This is a genomic window from Pseudomonas endophytica, assembly GCF_001411475.1.
Taxonomy (GTDB): Bacteria; Pseudomonadota; Gammaproteobacteria; order Pseudomonadales; family Pseudomonadaceae; genus Aquipseudomonas; species Aquipseudomonas endophytica.
In genome coordinates this window covers 18,344-36,657 of sequence record NZ_LLWH01000170.1, presented here as the reverse complement: position 1 = coordinate 36,657, position 18,314 = coordinate 18,344, and the positions used below count along the sequence as shown (strand labels likewise).

General features: G+C 54.7%; 19 protein-coding genes. 14 read left to right on the top strand and 5 right to left on the bottom strand.

Translation table 11 applies throughout. The features are described 5' to 3' along the window. Window positions 1-332: 332 nt before the first annotated feature. From AQS70_RS13130 to AQS70_RS13115, 4 genes are all read left to right on the top strand, one after another. Window positions 333-1,715, top strand: a complete 1,383-nt coding sequence (locus tag AQS70_RS13130; protein ID WP_055103204.1) for an aspartate aminotransferase family protein — start codon at window positions 333-335, stop codon at window positions 1,713-1,715. A 159-nt stretch (window positions 1,716-1,874) separates the two neighbouring features. Beyond that, window positions 1,875-3,254, top strand: coding sequence for an APC family permease (locus tag AQS70_RS13125; RefSeq protein ID WP_055103203.1), 1,380 nt, complete (start codon window positions 1,875-1,877; stop codon window positions 3,252-3,254). Between the two features lie 30 nt (window positions 3,255-3,284). Further along, the gene (locus tag AQS70_RS13120; RefSeq protein ID WP_055103202.1) at window positions 3,285-4,775 is read left to right on the top strand and encodes an aldehyde dehydrogenase; all 1,491 of its coding nucleotides are present in this window, start codon (window positions 3,285-3,287) and stop codon (window positions 4,773-4,775) included. Window positions 4,776-4,987: 212 nt separating this feature from the next. After that, the gene (locus tag AQS70_RS13115) at window positions 4,988-5,704 is read left to right on the top strand and encodes a YiaD family glycine zipper/OmpA-like lipoprotein (protein ID WP_055103201.1); all 717 of its coding nucleotides are present in this window, start codon (window positions 4,988-4,990) and stop codon (window positions 5,702-5,704) included. A gap of 89 nt (window positions 5,705-5,793) precedes the next feature. On the opposite strand, the gene AQS70_RS13110 is transcribed toward AQS70_RS13115, so the two are convergent. Continuing rightward, a complete protein-coding gene (locus tag AQS70_RS13110; protein ID WP_055103200.1) occupies window positions 5,794-6,228 on the bottom strand; it encodes a Z-ring associated ZapG family protein in 435 nt (144 codons plus the stop codon). Between the two features lie 139 nt (window positions 6,229-6,367). Here AQS70_RS13110 and AQS70_RS13105 point away from each other — a divergent pair, with 139 nt between their 5' ends. From AQS70_RS13105 to zapE, 3 genes are all read left to right on the top strand, one after another. Continuing rightward, on the top strand, window positions 6,368-7,003 hold the full coding sequence (locus AQS70_RS13105; RefSeq protein ID WP_055103199.1) for an alpha/beta hydrolase: 636 nt from the start codon (window positions 6,368-6,370) through the stop codon (window positions 7,001-7,003). A 23-nt stretch (window positions 7,004-7,026) separates the two neighbouring features. Continuing rightward, window positions 7,027-8,382 carry a tryptophan--tRNA ligase gene (locus AQS70_RS13100; RefSeq protein ID WP_055103206.1) on the top strand — a complete coding sequence of 452 codons (1,356 nt, stop codon included), beginning with the start codon at window positions 7,027-7,029 and terminating at the stop codon, window positions 8,380-8,382. Window positions 8,383-8,473: 91 nt separating this feature from the next. Next, complete coding sequence (gene zapE, locus AQS70_RS13095; protein ID WP_055103198.1) at window positions 8,474-9,568, top strand: cell division protein ZapE; 1,095 nt, start codon at window positions 8,474-8,476, stop codon at window positions 9,566-9,568. A gap of 78 nt (window positions 9,569-9,646) precedes the next feature. Here the strand turns inward: zapE and AQS70_RS13090 are convergent, their stop codons facing one another. Beyond that, on the bottom strand, window positions 9,647-10,543 hold the full coding sequence (locus AQS70_RS13090) for a GlxA family transcriptional regulator (protein ID WP_187331817.1): 897 nt from the start codon (window positions 10,541-10,543) through the stop codon (window positions 9,647-9,649). Window positions 10,544-10,806: 263 nt separating this feature from the next. Continuing rightward, entirely contained in the window at window positions 10,807-11,847 is a 1,041-nt protein-coding gene (locus AQS70_RS13085) for an NADP(H)-dependent aldo-keto reductase (RefSeq protein ID WP_055103196.1), read from the bottom strand. Window positions 11,848-12,093: 246 nt separating this feature from the next. Here AQS70_RS13085 and rplM point away from each other — a divergent pair, with 246 nt between their 5' ends. The 7 genes from rplM (at window position 12,094) to AQS70_RS13050 (ending at window position 17,001) form a co-directional block, all read left to right on the top strand. Then, a complete protein-coding gene (gene rplM / locus AQS70_RS13080; protein WP_019408582.1) occupies window positions 12,094-12,522 on the top strand; it encodes a 50S ribosomal protein L13 in 429 nt (142 codons plus the stop codon). A gap of 14 nt (window positions 12,523-12,536) precedes the next feature. Beyond that, window positions 12,537-12,929 (top strand): 30S ribosomal protein S9, encoded by a 393-nt coding sequence (gene rpsI / locus AQS70_RS13075; RefSeq protein ID WP_055103195.1) that lies wholly within the window; start codon window positions 12,537-12,539, stop codon window positions 12,927-12,929. A 254-nt stretch (window positions 12,930-13,183) separates the two neighbouring features. Then, entirely contained in the window at window positions 13,184-13,777 is a 594-nt protein-coding gene (gene petA, locus AQS70_RS13070; RefSeq protein ID WP_055103194.1) for a ubiquinol-cytochrome c reductase iron-sulfur subunit, read from the top strand. Beyond that, window positions 13,777-14,988 carry a cytochrome b gene (locus AQS70_RS13065; protein WP_055103193.1) on the top strand — a complete coding sequence of 404 codons (1,212 nt, stop codon included), beginning with the start codon at window positions 13,777-13,779 and terminating at the stop codon, window positions 14,986-14,988. The genes petA and AQS70_RS13065 overlap by 1 nt, the downstream gene beginning before the upstream one ends. After that, a complete protein-coding gene (locus AQS70_RS13060; RefSeq protein ID WP_055103192.1) occupies window positions 14,988-15,767 on the top strand; it encodes a cytochrome c1 in 780 nt (259 codons plus the stop codon). The genes AQS70_RS13065 and AQS70_RS13060 overlap by 1 nt, the downstream gene beginning before the upstream one ends. Window positions 15,768-15,952: 185 nt before the next feature. Then, entirely contained in the window at window positions 15,953-16,570 is a 618-nt protein-coding gene (locus AQS70_RS13055; RefSeq protein ID WP_048389907.1) for a glutathione S-transferase N-terminal domain-containing protein, read from the top strand. Between the two features lie 17 nt (window positions 16,571-16,587). Continuing rightward, window positions 16,588-17,001, top strand: coding sequence for a ClpXP protease specificity-enhancing factor (locus AQS70_RS13050; RefSeq protein WP_055103191.1), 414 nt, complete (start codon window positions 16,588-16,590; stop codon window positions 16,999-17,001). A gap of 103 nt (window positions 17,002-17,104) precedes the next feature. Here the strand turns inward: AQS70_RS13050 and AQS70_RS13045 are convergent, their stop codons facing one another. Together AQS70_RS13045 and AQS70_RS13040 are read right to left on the bottom strand one after the other, a co-directional pair. Further along, window positions 17,105-17,686, bottom strand: coding sequence for a BON domain-containing protein (locus tag AQS70_RS13045; protein ID WP_055103190.1), 582 nt, complete (start codon window positions 17,684-17,686; stop codon window positions 17,105-17,107). Beyond that, on the bottom strand, window positions 17,683-18,276 hold the full coding sequence (locus AQS70_RS13040; RefSeq protein WP_055103189.1) for a phosphoheptose isomerase: 594 nt from the start codon (window positions 18,274-18,276) through the stop codon (window positions 17,683-17,685). Before AQS70_RS13040 ends, AQS70_RS13045 begins: the two co-directional genes overlap by 4 nt. Window positions 18,277-18,314 lie beyond the last annotated feature (38 nt).

Below are 18,314 nucleotides of genomic sequence, written 5' to 3'. Positions count from 1 at the left end.
AGCCCCCACTACCAAGGTGTCTATTGTTGTTATCGCGTCAGTCATGTGTCTGTCCTTGCGTCAGGCCGTTGGATTCAGGTCGTGCATGACGTCAAGGCTGGTCTAGGGGCGGGGATAAATAAAATATTATTAAGTTGGTAAGTGAAAACAAATATCGAATGCAAGCTCACCCTATCGGGTGATTTCAGTGATATCGCGGGTGTGGGACGATCCTTTCGACTCGTTGGCTGAGGCCCAAGGCGGGCTTAGTAAAGCCTCCACTCGAAAGCGACAGGAATAAATCTTCTGAATGGATTTGCTCCCTGCGTGATCACTAACAAGAGAATTAAGCCATGAACTTACCCTTCGAACCAAAACGCCAGACCCAGGATTATCAGAAGTCGGACGCGGCCCACCATATCCATGCATTTCTCGATCAGAAAGCGCTGAATGCTGAGGGGCCGCGGGTTATTGTCCGGGGTGAAGGTGTGTATCTTTGGGACAGTGAAGGTAAGCGTTACCTGGATGGCATGTCCGGCTTGTGGTGTACCCAGCTCGGCTATGGGCGCAAGGATCTGACCGCTGCCGCCGCCGCGCAAATGGACCAGCTGGCTTATTACAACATGTTCTTTCACACCACCCATCCTGCGGTGATTGAGCTGTCCGAACTGCTGTTCAGCCTGCTGCCAGGTCACTACAGCCATGTGATCTACACCAACTCAGGGTCAGAGGCCAACGAGGTGTTGATTCGCACCGCTCGCCGCTATTGGCAAGTGGTTGGCCAACCGCAGAAAAAAATCATGATCGGCCGCTGGAACGGCTATCACGGCTCTACCTTGGCCGCTACTGCGCTGGGCGGAATGAAGTTCATGCACGAGATGGGCGGGTTGATCCCCGATGTCGCCCACATTGATGAACCTTATTGGTACGCCGAAGGCGGGGATTTGACGCCAGCCGAGTTTGGCCGCCGCTGTGCTTTGCAGTTGGAGGAGAAGATTCTCGAACTGGGCGCGGAAAATGTCGCGGGCTTTATCGCTGAGCCCTTCCAAGGCGCTGGCGGTATGATTTTCCCGCCTGAAAGCTACTGGCCCGAAATCCAGCGAATCTGCCGTCAATATGATGTGCTGCTCTGCGCCGATGAGGTGATTGGGGGCTTTGGGCGTACCGGTGAGTGGTTCGCGCACGAGCATTTTGGTTTCGAGCCGGACACCCTGTCGATCGCTAAAGGTCTGACGTCCGGTTATGTGCCCATGGGCGGCCTAGTGCTGAGCAAGCGCATGGCGGACGCACTGGTGGAGCGAGGCGGTGTGTTTGCCCACGGCCTGACGTATTCCGGGCACCCGGTAGCCGCGGCAGTGGCGGTGGCTAACCTCAAGGCGCTACGCGATGAAGGTATCGTGCGCAGCGTTAAGGAAGACACTGGGCCGTATTTGCAGCAACTCCTGCGTGAAGCTTTTGGTAATCACCCTATGATCGGCGAGATTCAGGGTAGCGGCATGCTTGCAGCCTTGCAGTTTGCCGAGGACAAGCAAACGCGTAAGCGCTTCGATAACGAAAACGACCTGGCTTGGCAGTGCCGCACCTTTGGTTTTGAAGAGGGCGTGATCATTCGCTCGACGCTGGGACGCATGATCATGGCCCCTGCATTAGTGACAACGCGTGCTGAACTCGATGAGCTGGTTGATAAGACCCTCATCGCTGTAGACCGCACCGCGCGGATGGTCGGCAAGCTTTGATGTCATGAGCTCGCCACCTCGGTGTAGAGGTGGCGAGCTGCATCATCTGATCGCCCAGCGTGCGTATTGGGCGGCCAACTCTCCAACGGATGATTCACCAACGGTTTCGAGTTCATCGAATACCGCGGCGTCCTGCGTTCTAATTTCCAGGAGTTAGCAATGAATACAATAAGAAAGGTAGCTGACACGCCCCCTCATCACGCACCCTCCAAGGCCACTTCGTCCCGTCAGTTCCGACAACCTTTGGGGCTTGTCGGACTGGTGCTTTTCGGCTTGGCCTACATGGTCCCGCTGGCGGTATTTACGACCTACGGGTTAGTGACCCAGATGACTAAGGGCCACTTACCAACCGCTTACCTGCTAACCCTTGCCGCGATGTTACTCACCGCCTACAGCTACGGGCGTATGGTCCAGGCGCATCCTTATTCCGGTTCGGTCTACACCTATACGCGTAAGGCGTTTGGCGCGTATTTCGGCTTTATTGCCGGATGGACGTTGTTGCTGGACTACATCTTTTTGCCGCTGCTCAGTTACTTGCTGATCGGCATCTACATGTCGGAATACTTCCCGGCAGTACCTACCGCCGTGTGGGTACTCGGCTCAATTGCTTTGGTAACGATGCTCAACCTTGTGGGCATTGAGTCCATCACCCGTGTGAATTGGATTCTCGTGGTTGCACAGTTGGTCTTTATCGTGGTGTTCATTGCGTTATCGGTCCAGACCCTGACCGCGCAACCCGCGCCTATCTCACTGCTTGAACCGTTTCATCACGATGGTTTTAGCGTTCCGCTGATCATGACGGGCGCGGCGGTACTGTGCCTTTCCTTTCTCGGCTTTGACGCGGTTTCGACCATGGCCGAAGAAACCCCGAACCCACGGCGTACGATACCGCTGGCGATCATGACCGTGTCATTGATCGGCGGTTTGCTGTTTCTGGTCGTGTCCTACTTCGCGCAAATGGTTTTCCCTGAGTGGAACAGTTTTGTAGACCCAGACTCGGCGTCAGTTGACGTGATGCGCCGTGTAGGCGGTGAGCTACTGGTGACCGCCTTTACCGCCACCTACGTCGCAGGTTGTTTCGCTTCGGCGATGGTTTCTCAAGCGAGTGTCTCGCGTGTTCTGTTCGCAATGGGGCGCGATGGTGCGCTGCCACGGGTATTCGGCAAACTCTTAACGAAAAAACGAGTGCCCGCCAATGCGATCATTTTGGTCAGCCTGTTCTCGTTAATTGCCCTGTTTATCACCCTCGATACCGTTGCCAACATGATCAGCTTCGGTGCGCTTTTCGCGTTCTCGGCGGTGAACCTGGCGGTGATTAAACATTACGTGGTCGATCAGAAATTACGCGGCCCCCGCAACTATCTGCTTTACGCCGCGCTGCCGGGTTTGGGGTTCCTCAGCACCCTGTGGCTATGGACGAGTCTGTCGAGCATGTCGTTCACCATTGGTGTGTGCTGGATGGTCCTTGGGCTCGTTTGCTTACTCGGTGTCACGCGTGGGTTTCAGGTCAAGATGCCTGACTTGCAACTGGCGGAATAAGAAAAAATTTAATCCTCTAGGGAGTGCACCATGTTCGACCTTAACCATTGGCAACAGCGGGTTGCTCGTCAAACGTTTATCCAAACTGCGCTCATTGACGGCCAACCCGTCGGCTCGATTGACGGGGCTACTTTTGACGCGATTAACCCTGCTACCCAGCAATTGCTGGCACGTGTCGCGGCGTGTGGCGAGGAGGAAGTCAACCTAGCAGTGCGCTCAGCACGCCGCGCCTTTAACACGGGTGTCTGGCGACGTATGTCTGCGGGTGAGCGTAAGAAAATCTTGATTAAACTCTCGGCGTTACTGATGACGCACCGCGAGGAGCTGGCGCTGCTCGACTCGCTGAACATGGGTAAGCCGGTGATGGATGCCTACAACGTGGATGTTCCCGGCGCCGCTCATGTGTTCGCTTGGTACGGCGAGGCGCTCGACAAGGTTTACGATCAAGTGGCGCCTACAGGCCATAACTCGCTGGCCACTATCACCCGCGAAGCGCTAGGCGTTATTGCGGCAGTGGTGCCTTGGAATTTTCCGTTGGACATGGCCGCTTGGAAGCTGGCGCCTGCCTTGGCGGCGGGTAACAGCGTGGTGCTCAAACCCGCTGAGCAATCACCGTTTTCTGCCCTGCGCTTGGCTCAACTTGCCCTTGAAGCCGGTATTCCAGAGGGTGTATTGAATGTGGTGCCAGGGCTCGGCGAGAGCGCCGGCAAGGCATTGGGCCTACACCCGGATGTGGATTGCTTGGTGTTTACCGGCTCTACTCAGGTCGGCAAATACTTTATGCAGTATTCAGCGCAGTCGAACCTTAAACAGGTTTGGCTGGAATGTGGCGGTAAGAGCCCTAACTTGGTCTTCGCGGACTGCCAAGACTTAGATCTGGCGGCGGAAAAAGCCGCGTTTGGGATCTTTTTCAATCAGGGCGAAGTGTGCTCTGCCAACTCCCGGCTTTATGTGGAGCGTTCCATCCATGATGAATTTATGGATCGACTAATCAGCAAGGCTCGCGCTTGGATGCCCGGCGATCCTCTGAACCCCAACAGCGCTGCGGGCGCCATTGTCGACAGCGAGCAAACCGCCCGTATCATGAGCGCTATTGGCCACGCCCGCGATAACGGCGCCAAGCTGTTGTGCGGCGGCGAACAGTTGGTCTTCAACGGTTCTTCGAACTTCATTCAGCCGACCATCTTTGGTGATGTCACCCAAGACATGAACATTTGCCGTGACGAAGTTTTCGGTCCAGTGCTTGCCGTCAGCGCCTTCGACAGCGAAGAGGAGGCCGTCAGCCTGGCTAACAACAGCATTTATGGCTTGGCGGCGTCGGTATGGAGTGATGACTTCAACCGCGCTCATCGTGTCGCCCGAGCGCTGAACGTGGGGACTGTTTCGGTCAATACCGTTGACGCCTTGGATGTGACGGTTCCCTTTGGGGGGGGCAAACAGTCTGGGTTCGGTCGTGACTTGTCACTGCATTCTTTTGACAAGTACATGCAGTTGAAAACCACTTGGTTTCAACTGCGGTGACATGAGCTTTTGGCTTTCTGGGTCTAAGCTGTTAGGCGCGTGCAACTTGTTTTTCATCGTAGGCGCCTTATCCACGGCCTGACAATGAGAGGTGTTAGCTCGCGCTTAAACACGTTGTAATGGAATTTTTACCGTTGGTCGTGTTCCAACTCACCACAGAGGTCTACAGCCAGCGGCCTTCGTTCCCAGAAAGATTGAGTAGGAGCTTCACCATGTTCATCTCGCGTCGTTTGATTGTGGCCGCAAGTGCAATTGCTTTGTTGGCCGGCTGCGCCTCTCCCAACCCTTATGACAACCAAGGTCAAGGCTCATCGGGTATGAGCAACACCGCTAAGTACGGTGGTCTTGGCGCACTGGCCGGTGCTGTTGCAGGTGCTGCCATCGACCACAACAACCGCGGCAAAGGCGCATTGATTGGCGCCGCTGTTGCGGGTCTGGGGGCTGCGGGCTATGGCTACTATGCCGACAAGCAAGAAGCCGCACTGCGCGCCAGCATGGCCAACACAGGCGTTGAAGTGCAGCGTCAGGGCGACAACATTACGCTGGTAATGCCGGGCAACATCACGTTTGCCACCAACTCCGCCAACATCGCGCCAAGCTTCTATCAGCCGCTCAATACCCTTGCCAACTCGCTGAAACAGCTTAACAACCAGCAGCAGATTCAAATCGTGGGTTACACCGATAACACCGGTAGCAACGAACTTAACCAGCGCTTGTCTCTACAGAGAGCACAAAGCGTTGCCACTTATTTGACCTCACAAGGTGTCAGCGGTCAGTACCTGTCGGCAACGGGTCAAGGCCCTGCCAATCCGATTGCGAGCAACGCGACAGCTGATGGCCGTGCTCAGAACCGCCGCGTGCAGATCACTCTGGCGCCTATTCCGGGTATGAATTACCAGCAGCAAGGTCAGGTTCAGCAGTACCCGTAACGTATCAACCTTGCGCTAAACGCTTAAGCAAAAATCCCCGCGGTCCTTTCGGAGCGCGGGGATTTTTTATTGAGCAAGGGCCGGGTGAATTACTTCTTCAGACCGTAGTGCTCGTCGAGCATGCCAGGGGCATTCGGCGTTTTTGGCGCGTAATCTTTTGGCGGCTCGGAACTGTGCGGCGGGGTCAAACGCTCACGGTGCGGATGCGGTGCTTCGGAATGCAGAGCAGCCAGCAAACGTTGGCGGGTTTGCTCGTCCAGAGCCAAGCTATTGGCACCCTCGGCGAGATGATCTTGTACTTCTTGATAGCTCTGAGTGAGTTTTTTCACCAGATGGGCAGTGGTGTTGAAGTGGGTTACGACTTCACTTTGATAACTGTCAAAACGTTCCTGGATGTCGTCCAACTGACGCTGAGTGCGATTAGGCGCGGCATTTGGCAGCAGACGCGCAACCAGAAAACCAATAGCGACACCGGCAACCAGGGCTAGGGTCGGCAACAACCAAATTAAGAGCGAGTGTTCCACGAGTCCTTCCTCTATAAACGGCTTTGCTTTACGTTAACGGCTCGGACCTGCGCTGTATACCGCGATGCACTCGCAAATATCTCAGACAGAATCTATCAGCTAGACGTGTCGACCTACTTTGAGGTCACGGAGTTCCTTCTTGCTTACCCGCGAAACCCCCGTACAGATTGATGGCCCGGTTGGCCAATTGGAAGCTTTATACCTTGATTCTGCTGAGCCGAAGGGCCTTGCGCTGGTGTGCCACCCCAACCCAGTACAGGGTGGGACGATGCTCAATAAAGTCGTTTCGACCCTCCAACGCACTGCCCGCGATGCAGGTCTTGTTACGTTGCGATTTAATTACCGTGGCGTTGGCGCGAGCGCAGGCACTCACGATATGGGTGCTGGCGAAGTCGATGACGCATTGGCGGCCGCGCTTTGGTTGCGTGCTCGACACCCAGATTTGCCATTGAACTTACTTGGGTTTTCATTTGGCGGTTTTGTGGCTGCAAGCCTCGGCGGGCGACTTGAAGCGCAGGGCGAGCAACTCGCACGCCTATTCATGGTGGCGCCAGCGGTGATGCGTTTAGGTGATGAAGACGCGCTGCCGCAGACGTGTGCAATCACCGTTATTCAGCCCGAAACCGACGAAGTGATTGACCCGCAGCTGGTTTATGACTGGTCAAGCACGCTCTCGCGCCCCCATGAACTGCTGAAAGTGGCAGAATGCGGACACTTTTTTCACGGCAAGCTGCCAGAACTCAAAGAGTTGGTAGCGCCACGCCTTTCGATTTGATGCAGCCTGATAAGCGATTACCCATGACCACTCGTACTCGTATCCTGACCGGTATTACCACCACCGGCACGCCGCACTTGGGCAATTATGCTGGCGCTATCCGCCCGGCTATCGTTGCCAGCCGTGACACTAACGCCGATTCGTTTTACTTTTTGGCCGACTATCACGCCCTGATCAAATGCGATGACCCGCAGCGCATTCAGCGTTCGCGTCAGGAAATTGCAGCCACTTGGCTGGCGGCCGGTCTGGATGTTGAGCGAGTGACGTTCTATCGTCAGTCCGATATCCCGGAAATCCCTGAGCTGACTTGGTTGCTAACCTGTGTGGCGGCCAAAGGCTTACTCAACCGTGCGCATGCTTACAAAGCGTCGGTCGACAAGAACTTAGAAAACGGCGAAGACCCGGATGCGGGCATCAGCATGGGGCTGTACAGCTACCCAGTGTTGATGGCTGCGGACATTTTGATGTTCAACGCGCACAAGGTGCCGGTCGGTCGCGACCAAATCCAGCACGTCGAAATGGCCCGTGATATCGGCCAGCGCTTCAATCACCTGTTCGGCAATGGCAAAGAGTTCTTCGCCATGCCTCAAGCGCTGATCGAAGAAAGCGTAGCGACCTTGCCTGGGCTTGACGGTCGCAAAATGTCGAAAAGCTATGACAACACCATTCCGTTGTTCTCCAGCGCCAAAGACATGAAAAACGCGATTTCGCGGATCGTCACCGACTCCCGCGCACCGGGCGAAGCTAAAGACCCCGACAACTCGCACCTGTTTACGCTGTATCAAGCGTTCTCGACGCCTGAGCAGTCCGCAGCGCTGCGCAGCGAGTTGTTGCAAGGCTTGGGCTGGGGTGAGGCCAAAGAGCGTCTGTTCAAGCTGCTGGACGCAGAGCTGGGTGAGGCCCGCGAGCGTTATCACGAGTTGATGTCGCGCCCTTCGGATATGGAAGACATTCTTCAGGCTGGCGCACAGAAAGCCCGTAAAACCGCGACGCCATTTTTGGCTGAGCTGCGTGAAGCGGTGGGTCTGCGATCGTTTGCGAGTGCTGCACAGACCACCTCGTCGATTAAAAAGAAAGCTGCAAAAGGCTCGCGCTTTGTCAGTTTCCGTGACGAAGACGGCAGCTTCCGTTTCCGCTTGCTGAGCGCAGAAGGTGAGCAGCTATTGCTGTCGCGTAGCTTTGCTGACGGTAAAGCCGCGGGGCAGGCAAGTAAGCAACTGCAATCAGGTGAAGCGCTGGATGTCCGCGTTGAAGGCTTGAGTTTCAGCGTTTGGCTGGAAGATGTGAGCGTGGCGCACAGCCCGGTATTTGCCGATGAGGCCGCACGTGATGCGGCAATCGAAGCCTTGCGCGTAGCACTGCTGCCCGTGCAAGACTGAGAAACTGCGACGTTTAGTCTCAGGTTTGATTGCCATTCCCAAGGGCCGTCGCTAAAGTGTCGGCCCGTTTTTGTTGCCCAGCTAGCGAATTATGACGCCTCTAGAACGATATCAAGCTGATCTGAAACGCCCGGACTTCTTCCACGATGCGGCTCAGGAAAACGCTGTGCGTCACCTGCAGCGTCTCTATGACGACTTGGTCGCCGCTTCGCAGAGCAAGCCTGGCCTGCTGGGCAAGCTGTTTGGCAAAAAAGAACCCACGTTGGTCAAGGGTTTGTATTTTTGGGGCGGTGTTGGCCGAGGTAAAACTTACCTGGTCGATACGTTCTTTGACGCCTTGCCGTTCAAGCAGAAGGTGCGTACCCACTTCCACCGCTTTATGAAGCGCGTGCATGAAGAGATGCGTACCCTCAATGGCGAGAAAAACCCGCTGACCATCATCGCCAAGCGTTTTGCGGATGAGGCGCGGGTCATTTGTTTTGACGAATTCTTTGTCTCGGACATTACCGACGCCATGATTCTTGGCACGCTAATGGAAGAGCTGTTCAAAAACGGCGTGACCTTGGTGGCAACGTCGAACATCGTGCCAGACGGCCTGTACAAAGATGGCCTGCAACGTGCGCGCTTCTTGCCAGCCATTGCGCTGATCAAGCAGAACACCGAGATCGTCAACGTCGACAGTGGCGTGGACTATCGCTTGCGCCATTTGGAGCAAGCCGAGCTGTTCCACTTCCCGCTTAATGAAGCGTCTGAAGCCTCCTTGCGTGAGAGCTTTAAAGCGTTGACGCATAACTCAACCCGAACGGTTGAAAACGACGATTTGATCATCGAGAACCGCACGATTCGTGCGCTGCGCACCTGCGATGACGTGGCTTGGTTTGATTTTCGCGAGCTATGTGACGGTCCGCGCAGTCAGAATGATTACATCGAGCTGGGCAAGATCTTCAACGCTGTGATCCTCAGCGGTGTTGAGCAAATGGACGTTAAAACAGACGACATCGCGCGTCGTTTTATCAACATGGTTGACGAGTTTTACGACCGTGGCGTCAAGCTGATTATCTCGGCCGAAGTGGAACTCAAAGACCTCTACACCGGTGGGCGCTTGAGTTTCGAGTTCCAGCGCACGTTGAGTCGCTTGCTCGAAATGCAGTCCCACGAATACCTGACTCGCGCTCACCGGCCTTAATTAAAGGCTGCCGCTGTAGGTGTGAATGTGTCTCGCGATCTTTCGATTTTTAACAAGATTGCGAGCCATGGGAAAGGCCTAGGCTGCTTGCTGAAACTGTTGCCGGTATTGGTTAGGTGACAGTTCAGTGTGCTGGCGAAACAGCCGCGCAAAGAAGCTGGCATCGTCATAGCCCACGTCATAGCTGATGGTTTTAATGCTTTTGCGCGTGGCTGACAGCAAGCCCTTGGCGGTTTCTATGCGCAAGCGCTGCAAGTAGTGCAGGGGTTTGTCGCCCGTGGCGATCTGGAAGCGGCGCATGAAGTTGCGGATGCTCATGCCGTGTTCGCGTGCCACATCTTCAAAGCGAAATTTCTCGGCGAAGTGCTCTTCGAGCCAATGCTGAATCTGCAAAATAATCACGTCTTGATGCAGTTTTTGCCCACCGAAGCCAATGCGCCCCGGAGAGTAATTGCGCTGCACTTCATAAAGAATGTCGCGGGCCACGGCCTGGGCGATATTGGCGCCGCAGAAACGCTCAATCAAATAAATGTACAGGTCGCAGGCTGAGTTAGGTCCACCGGCGCAATAGAGGTTGTCGGCGTCGGTGAGGTGCTTGTCTTGGTTCAGGTGCACCTGTGGGAAACGCTCTGCGAAGGATGTGAAAAAACGCCAATAAGTGGTGGCTTCTTTACCATTAAGCAGACCTGCTTCTGCCAGCCAAAACACGCCAGTGGCTGAAGCGCACAGTACGGCACCGCGTGCATGCTGCTCGCGCAGCCACGGTATGACTTGCGGGTAGCGTTGGCGCAGGGCGTCAAAGTCGTCCCAAAAGGCTGGGAGGATGATGATGTCAGCGTCACCAAGGCCGCCATCGACCGGGAGCATGACATTGCTGAAACTGCCGACAGATTGGCCGTCAGGGCTAACCAAGCGGGTTTCAAAGCTCGGGTTGAAGCCTTGGCCTAGTTGTTTGCCGTGGCGCAGACTGGCCAGATGAAAGAAGTCTTTGGCTTGCATCAAGGTTGAGGCGAACACGTGATCCGTGGCCAAAACGCTGACGCGCCGAAGAGGCGTGGAGAGTTGATTAGACATGGTTTGATTATTCTTATAGGTGAAATTGGTCAACTTACGGCTGGATCGTCTTATTTTTTTTCCTGTGTGTCTAGGGGGGGCTCAACTCGTAGGAGGTGACGAGGGCTGCTATCTGTTGAACTTTTCAAAGATCGCAGCCTTCGGCAGCTCCTACGAGGGTTGGGTTAAGGCGCCGGGTTTGGCTGGGCTTTGTGAATGGCTTCAATGCCCGCAAGCACGTCATCGCAGAGTGTTAAGTCGGCACTGGCGATGTTGCTTTTCAATTGCTCCATCGTCGTGGCGCCAATAATGTTGCTGGTCACAAACGGCTGTTGAGTGACATACGCCAAGGCCATTTGCGCCGGATCCAACCCGTGTTCGCGAGCCAGTGTGACGTAACGCTCACAGGCGGCAACCGATTCTGGATTTGAATAGCGCGAGAAGCGGCTGTAAAGGCTCAAACGGCCATTTTCTGGGCGAGCGCCACTGCCGTACTTGCCGGTCAGCATGCCGAATGCAAGAGGGGAGTAGGCGAGCAGCCCACATTGTTCGCGAATCGCGATTTCGGCCAAACCAACTTCAAAGCTTCGATTGAGTAGGTTGTACGGGTTCTGGATCGACACGGCACGCGGCCATCCACGGCTCTCGGCCAACTGTAAAAATTTCATGGTTGCCCAAGGCGTTTCGTTGGACAGGCCAATGTGACGGATCTTGCCTGCTTTGACTTGTTCGTCTAACGCTTCGAGGGTTTCTTCCAGCGGGGTAAAGTCTTCGTCGGCCTTGTGCGTGTAGCCCAATTGGCCGAAGAAGTTGGTGCTGCGCTCAGGCCAATGCAGTTGGTAGAGGTCGATCCAGTCGGTTTGCAGACGCTTGAGGCTGGCATCCAGTGCTTGCACGATATGGGTGCGGTTGTGTTTCAGTTGGCCATCACGGATGTAGTCGATGGTATTGCCTGGTCCGGCAATTTTGCTGGCCAGTATCCAATCGGCGCGATCGCCCCGAGCCTTGAACCAGTTGCCGATGTAGCGCTCCGTGGTGGCATAGGTTTCGGCTTTGGGTGGGACCGGGTACATCTCGGCGGTGTCGAGGAAGTTAATTCCGGCGTTTTTTGCGTACTCGATTTGCTCGAACGCTTCATCTTGAGTGTTTTGCTCACCCCAAGTCATGGTGCCGAGTGCAATTGCACTGACTTTGAGGTTGCTGCGGCCTAGCTGGCGGTAGTCCATCGGTCACTCCTTCGGGGAAAGAATCATAAAAGCAGGTTGTAATTTTTTGCGCAATCTGGATAATCGTCGACCTCTTTCTGCAGTGGAAGTGATGCCCCGCCTGCCGAAGAATCTTGCCGTTGAACGGACGCGCTGACCCGAGCCCCCGATAGCGTCTGTATCCGGCTGCCTTTGACTTGTCAAAGTACGCACTATTCAGTAAGATCCGCCGTCTAATTTACAGGGCGGCCCCTGAGGCTATAAAGAATGAAAACTTTTACTGCTAAACCAGAAACAGTAAAGCGCGACTGGTTTGTCGTCGACGCTGCTGGTCAGACCCTGGGTCGTCTGGCCACCGAGATCGCGAGCCGTCTGCGTGGTAAGCACAAGCCTGAATTCACTCCGCACGTTGACACCGGTGACTACATCGTTGTTATCAATGCTGAGCAGATTCGCGTTACTGGTGCTAAGACCTCTGACAAGATGTACTACTCTCACTCCGGTTTCCCGGGCGGGATTAAGTCGATCAACTTCGAAAAGCTGATCGCCAAAGCTCCTGAGCGCGTGATCGAGACCGCGGTTAAAGGCATGCTGCCTAAAAACCCACTGGGTCGCGACATGTACCGTAAGCTGAAAGTCTATGCGGGCGCTGCTCACCCTCATACTGCTCAGCAGCCCCAAGAACTGAAGTTTTAACGGAATAGTTCATTATGTCGGCGACTCAAAACTACGGCACTGGCCGTCGTAAGACTGCAACCGCACGCGTTTTCCTGCGTCCGGGTACTGGCAACATCTCTATCAACAACCGCTCCCTGGATAACTTCTTCGGTCGTGAAACTGCCCGCATGGTAGTTCGTCAACCGCTGGAGCTGACCGAGACTGTTGAGAAATTCGACATCTACGTTACCGTTATCGGTGGCGGTGTAAGTGGTCAAGCTGGCGCAATCCGCCACGGTATCACTCGCGCTCTGATGGAATACGACGAGACTCTGCGTAGCGCTCTGCGTAAAGCAGGCTACGTAACTCGCGATGCTCGTGAAGTTGAACGTAAGAAAGTCGGTCTGCGTAAAGCGCGTAAGCGTCCGCAGTACTCGAAGCGTTAATTCGCAGCTTCGTTCAAAAAAGCCCAGCCTCCTCACGGAGCTGGGTTTTTTTATGGGCGCAAGAAAGTCTCTGTGACAACGTGCCACATCCGTAGGGCGCCTGTTTTACAAGGGCTGCAGCCGATCTCTCCCGGTAAATACCTTGTCTTTGTAGGGTCTTTTAATTACCATTCGGCAAAATTTTTATAAAGATTAGTTTGCTACTTACTTGATGCCTGATTTAACAGGCCGTAATGCTGATGGGAGAGGACGGAATGAGCAAAGTCGACGTCAATGTCGGTCGGCGTCGCTTCCTCGTGGCAGCCACATCCGTGGTGGGAGCTGCAGGAGCGGTGGGGGCTGCGGTCCCGTTCGTGGGGTCGTGGTTCCCCAGTGCCAAGGCTAAGGCCGCAGGCGCCCCGGTAAAGGTCAATATTTCCAAGGTCGAACCAGGCCAGCAAATGGTTGCGCAATGGCGCGGTCAGCCGGTATTCATCGTACGTCGCACAGAGGAAATCCTCTCTAACCTGAAGAAGATTGAGGGTCAGCTTGCCGATCCAGACTCCAAAAAATCCGATCAGCCAGCCTACGTAAACCCTGAGTTACGCTCAATCAAGCCAGAAATCTTGCTGTTGATCGGTATCTGCACCCATCTGGGGTGCTCTCCTACTTTTCGTCCTGAAGTGGCCCCTGCTGATCTTGGTAAGGATTGGGTGGGTGGTTATTTCTGCCCATGTCATGGCTCGCACTATGACTTGGCGGGTCGTGTCTATAAGGCTCAACCAGCACCGCTTAACCTACCGGTACCGCCTTATTACTACGAGTCGGACAGCATTATTGTCGTTGGCCTTGATGGGGAGACCGCGTAATGAGCAAGTTCATGGATTGGATTGATGCTCGCTTCCCGGCCACTAAAATGTGGGAAGACCACCTCAGCAAGTATTACGCCCCCAAAAACTTCAATTTCCTTTATTTCTTTGGCTCTCTCGCCTTGCTGGTGTTGGTCAATCAAATCGTGACCGGCGTGTGGCTGACCATGAGTTATACGCCGACCGCAGAAGATGCCTTTGCCTCTATCGAATACATCATGCGTGATGTTCAGTACGGCTCGATTCTGCGCTTGCTGCACTCCACTGGCGCGTCTGCATTCTTTATCGTGGTGTACCTGCATATGTTCCGTGGCTTGCTCTATGGCTCTTATCAGAAGCCACGCGAGCTAGTCTGGCTGTTCGGCATGATGATTTATCTAGCCCTGATGGCAGAAGCATTCATGGGTTATCTGTTGCCATGGGGGCAAATGTCCTACTGGGGGGCGCAGGTGATTATCTCGCTGTTCGGTGCGATCCCTGTGATCGGTAACGACCTCACTCAGTGGATTCGCGGTGACTACTTGATCTCCGGTATCACCCTTAATCGCTTCTTCGCACTGCACGTTGTCGCCCTGCCTATCGTAATTTTAGGGCTGGTTGTGCTGCACATTCTGGCCCTGCATGAAGTGGGTTCGAACAACCCTGACGGGATTGATATTAAGAAGTACAAAGATGAAAACGGCATCCCGCTAGACGGCATTCCCTTCCATCCGTACTACACGGTGAAAGACATTGTCGGTGTCGTCGTGTTCTTGTTTATCTTCTGTTCGATTGTGTTCTTCTTCCCTGAAATGGGAGGCTACTTCCTCGAAAAGCCTAACTTTGAGCCCGCTAACGCCTTCAAAACGCCAGAGCACATTGCCCCGGTTTGGTACTTCACGCCGTTCTACGCGATCTTGCGCGCGATTCCGGACAAACTCATGGGTGTAGTTGCTATGGGGGCTGCGATTGCGGTGTTGTTTGTATTGCCCTGGCTTGATCGCAGCCCTGTGAAGTCGATGCGCTACAAAGGCTGGATGAGCAAGATCTGGCTGTGGGTGTTCTGCATCTCGTTCGTCACTCTGGGTGTGCTGGGTGTCTTGGCGCCGACCCAGGAGCGTACGTTGCTGTCGCAGGTGTGTACGTTCTTGTACTTCGCCTACTTCATTTTGATGCCGTTCTACACCCGGCTAGAAAAGACCAAACCGGTTCCGGAAAGGGTGACTGGCTGATGAAAAAGTTATTCGCCGTATTGATGCTCGCGATAACCCCAATGCTGTCCTTTGCCTCCGAGCAGGGTGTGCAGCTGGATAAAGTCGATATAGATGTGTCTGACAAGGCTGCGCTGCAAGACGGTGCACGCACGTTCGCCAACTATTGCATGGGCTGTCACAGCGCACAGTTTCAACGCTATGAGCGAGTGGCTGACGACTTGGGGATTCCTCACGATGTGATGCTCAAGAATCTGGTGTTTACGGGTGCCAAAATAGGCGATCACATGAACATAGGTATGCAGCCTGAAGACGCCAAGGCGTGGTTTGGTGCTGCGCCGCCCGACTTGACCTTAGTGGCTCGTGTGCGCGGCACTGACTGGCTCTATAGCTACCTGCGCTCGTTTTATGAAGACCCCTCGCGCCCATGGGGGGTGAACAATACGGTCTTCCCGAATGTGGGGATGCCAAACGTGCTGGCGCCGCTGCAAGGACGTCAAGTTATCGGTTGTAAGCAAGTACAGATCGTCGAAAACGGCAAGAAGCAGTATGATCCGCTCACCGGCACGCCTTTGACACATGAAGCGTGCGACCAGCTGACAGTGTTGCCCAAAACAGGCACGCTGACTGAAGAGCAGTTCGATGAGAAGATCCAGAACCTTGTGACCTTCCTAGCCTACTCGGCTAACCCGGTGAAGTTGGAGCATCAGCGCATCGGGACTTACGTATTGCTCTATCTGGCCTTCTTCTTCGTGTTCGCTTATCTGCTCAAACGCGAATACTGGAAGGATGTGCACTGATACCGTTACATGCATTGCTGTTAATCGTGCGCGCCCAAGGGTGTCTCTAAAAAGGTAACAGTGCAGGACACAGCGAAGACGGGGCCATTGGGTTCTGTCTTCACGGTTCTGCTGTTATGAGAGGCACGCTTAGGGCGCGTTCGTTTTTGAGCTCCTGATAATTTCAACAAGCGAGGAGGACCGCCATGGGCGTGACCAATCGGTTGGCCTGTTACTCCGACCCCGCCGACCACTATTCCCATCGAGTACGTATTGTGCTCGCCGAGAAAGGTGTCAGCGCCGAGATCATCAGTGTGGTGGCGGGTCGTCATCCGCCAAAGCTGATCGAAGTGAACCCCTACGGGAGCCTGCCAACCTTGGTCGATCGTGACCTTGCGTTGTGGGAGTCGACCGTGGTGATGGAGTATCTGGATGAGCGTTATCCGCATCCGCCCTTGTTGCCGGTGTATCCGGTAGCACGGGCTAACAGCCGACTGCTGATGCATCGGATCCAGCGTGACTGGTGCAACCTAGTGGACTTGATCCTTGATTCGCGCACCAAAGAGCCTGCACGTGTGCAGGCGCGTAAAGAGTTGCGAGAGAGTCTGACAGGCGTATCGGCATTGTTTGCAGACAAACCTTTTTTCCTGAGTGACGAGCAAAGTCTGGTCGACTGCTGCCTATTACCGATACTCTGGCGCCTGCCTGTTTTGGGTATTGAGTTGCCGCGGCCTGCCAAGCCGCTGCTTGACTATATGGAGCGCCAGTTTGCGCGTGAGGCTTTCCAGGCAAGTTTGTCTGGTGTCGAACGCGACATGCGCTAAGGCTTTAGGAGCCCTCAATGAATTCAAGTCGACCTTATCTGGTACGTGCGCTCTACGAGTGGATTGTGGATAACGATTGCACTCCGCACCTGCTGGTTAAATCTGACTACCCGAAGGTGCAAGTGCCGCAGGGTTTTGCCAGCGATGGGCAGATTGTCCTGAATGTTTCGCCAAGCGCCGTGCGTCAAATGCACATGGATAACGAAGCGGTGAGCTTTGACGGTCGTTTTGGCGGTGTGCCTCATACGTTATACGTGCCGATTGCGGCTATTTTAGGGATCTACGCCCGAGAAAATGGCCAAGGCATGATGTTTGATCTCGAAGAAGCGTTTGACGTGGATGACGAGATTGCGCCGGACGACGATACTCCGCCGTCAGGCACTGAGCCACCGCGACCTAGCGGACGGCCTAGTCTTAAAGTGGTTAAGTAACAAAAAAGGCGACCTGCAAAGGTCGCCTTTTTCATTTTTGGCCTGTTGTAGCGAGCTTGCTCGTGATCTTTTAACGTTCGCCAGACACACTTGCTCCAGATAATCAGTCGATGTACTCAAAGAGTTTGACGATTTTTTGCACGCCAGAAACGCCTTGCACCAGATTGGTGGCGCGGGCAGCTTCTTGTTTGGTCACCAAGCCCAGCATGTAAACGATACCGTTCTCGGTCACGATCTTGATGCGTGAGCCAGGAATGGCGCCGTCAGTCAGCATTTGGGTTTTGATTTTAGTGGTCAGCCATGCGTCGTTGTTGCGCGCCAAGATGGAGGAGGGCGCCATCACTTGCAGTTCGTTATTAACCTTTTTAACGCGCTGAACTGCGGCGGCAGCTTGCTCTGCCTGTGCTTTGAGATCTGCGCGCGGGGTTTGGCCGGCCAGCAATACGATGCCGTTGTAGCTGGTGACAACAATGTGCGAGCCGTTATCGAGGTCTGGGTTGGCCTTGGCGACGTTGACAGCCACTTTGGTTTCAATCAGCGAGTCGTCGATTTTGCTGCCGAACGTGCGGGTGCCGCGGTCGTCTTCAATCGGATTATCACGGGTGGCGGTCAGTACAGAGCTGCACCCAGCGGTCAGGCCGAGGCACAGCGTCAATGCCACTAGGCTAAAGCGCTTAAAAGTCATTCTTCACTCCCGAACAGTTGGCTGTCGATCAGATCGCACAGGCAGTGGATCGCCAGCAGGTGGACTTCTTGAATACGTGCGGTGACGTTGGAGGGGACGCGTATCTCCACGTCCTCAGGTAGCAGCAGCGAGGCCATGCCGCCGCCATCTCGACCGGTTAAGGCCACTACGATCATTTCGCGATCGTGAGCGGCTTGAATGGCCTGAATGATGTTGGCGGAGTTACCGCTCGTGGAGATTGCCAGCAGCACATCACCGGGTTGGCCTAGGGCTCTGATCTGCTTGGAAAAAACCTCGTTGAAGGTGTAATCATTGGCGATCGAAGTAATCGTTGAGCTGTCAGTGGTCAATGCAATGGCGGGCAAGCTCGGGCGCTCGCGCTCAAAACGGTTGAGCAGCTCGGACGAGAAGTGCTGTGCGTCACCCGCTGAGCCGCCGTTGCCGCACGAAAGCATTTTGCCCTCGTTGAGCAGGGCGTTGACCATCACTTGGCTGGCAAGCTCGATATGGGGTGCAAGAACCGCCATAGCCTGCTGCTTGGTGTCGATGCTGGCCTGAAAAAGCTGGCGAATCCGTGATTGCATGTCCATCTATGTGACCTTAAGTAGGGCGGCTGGTCGGGCGTGAT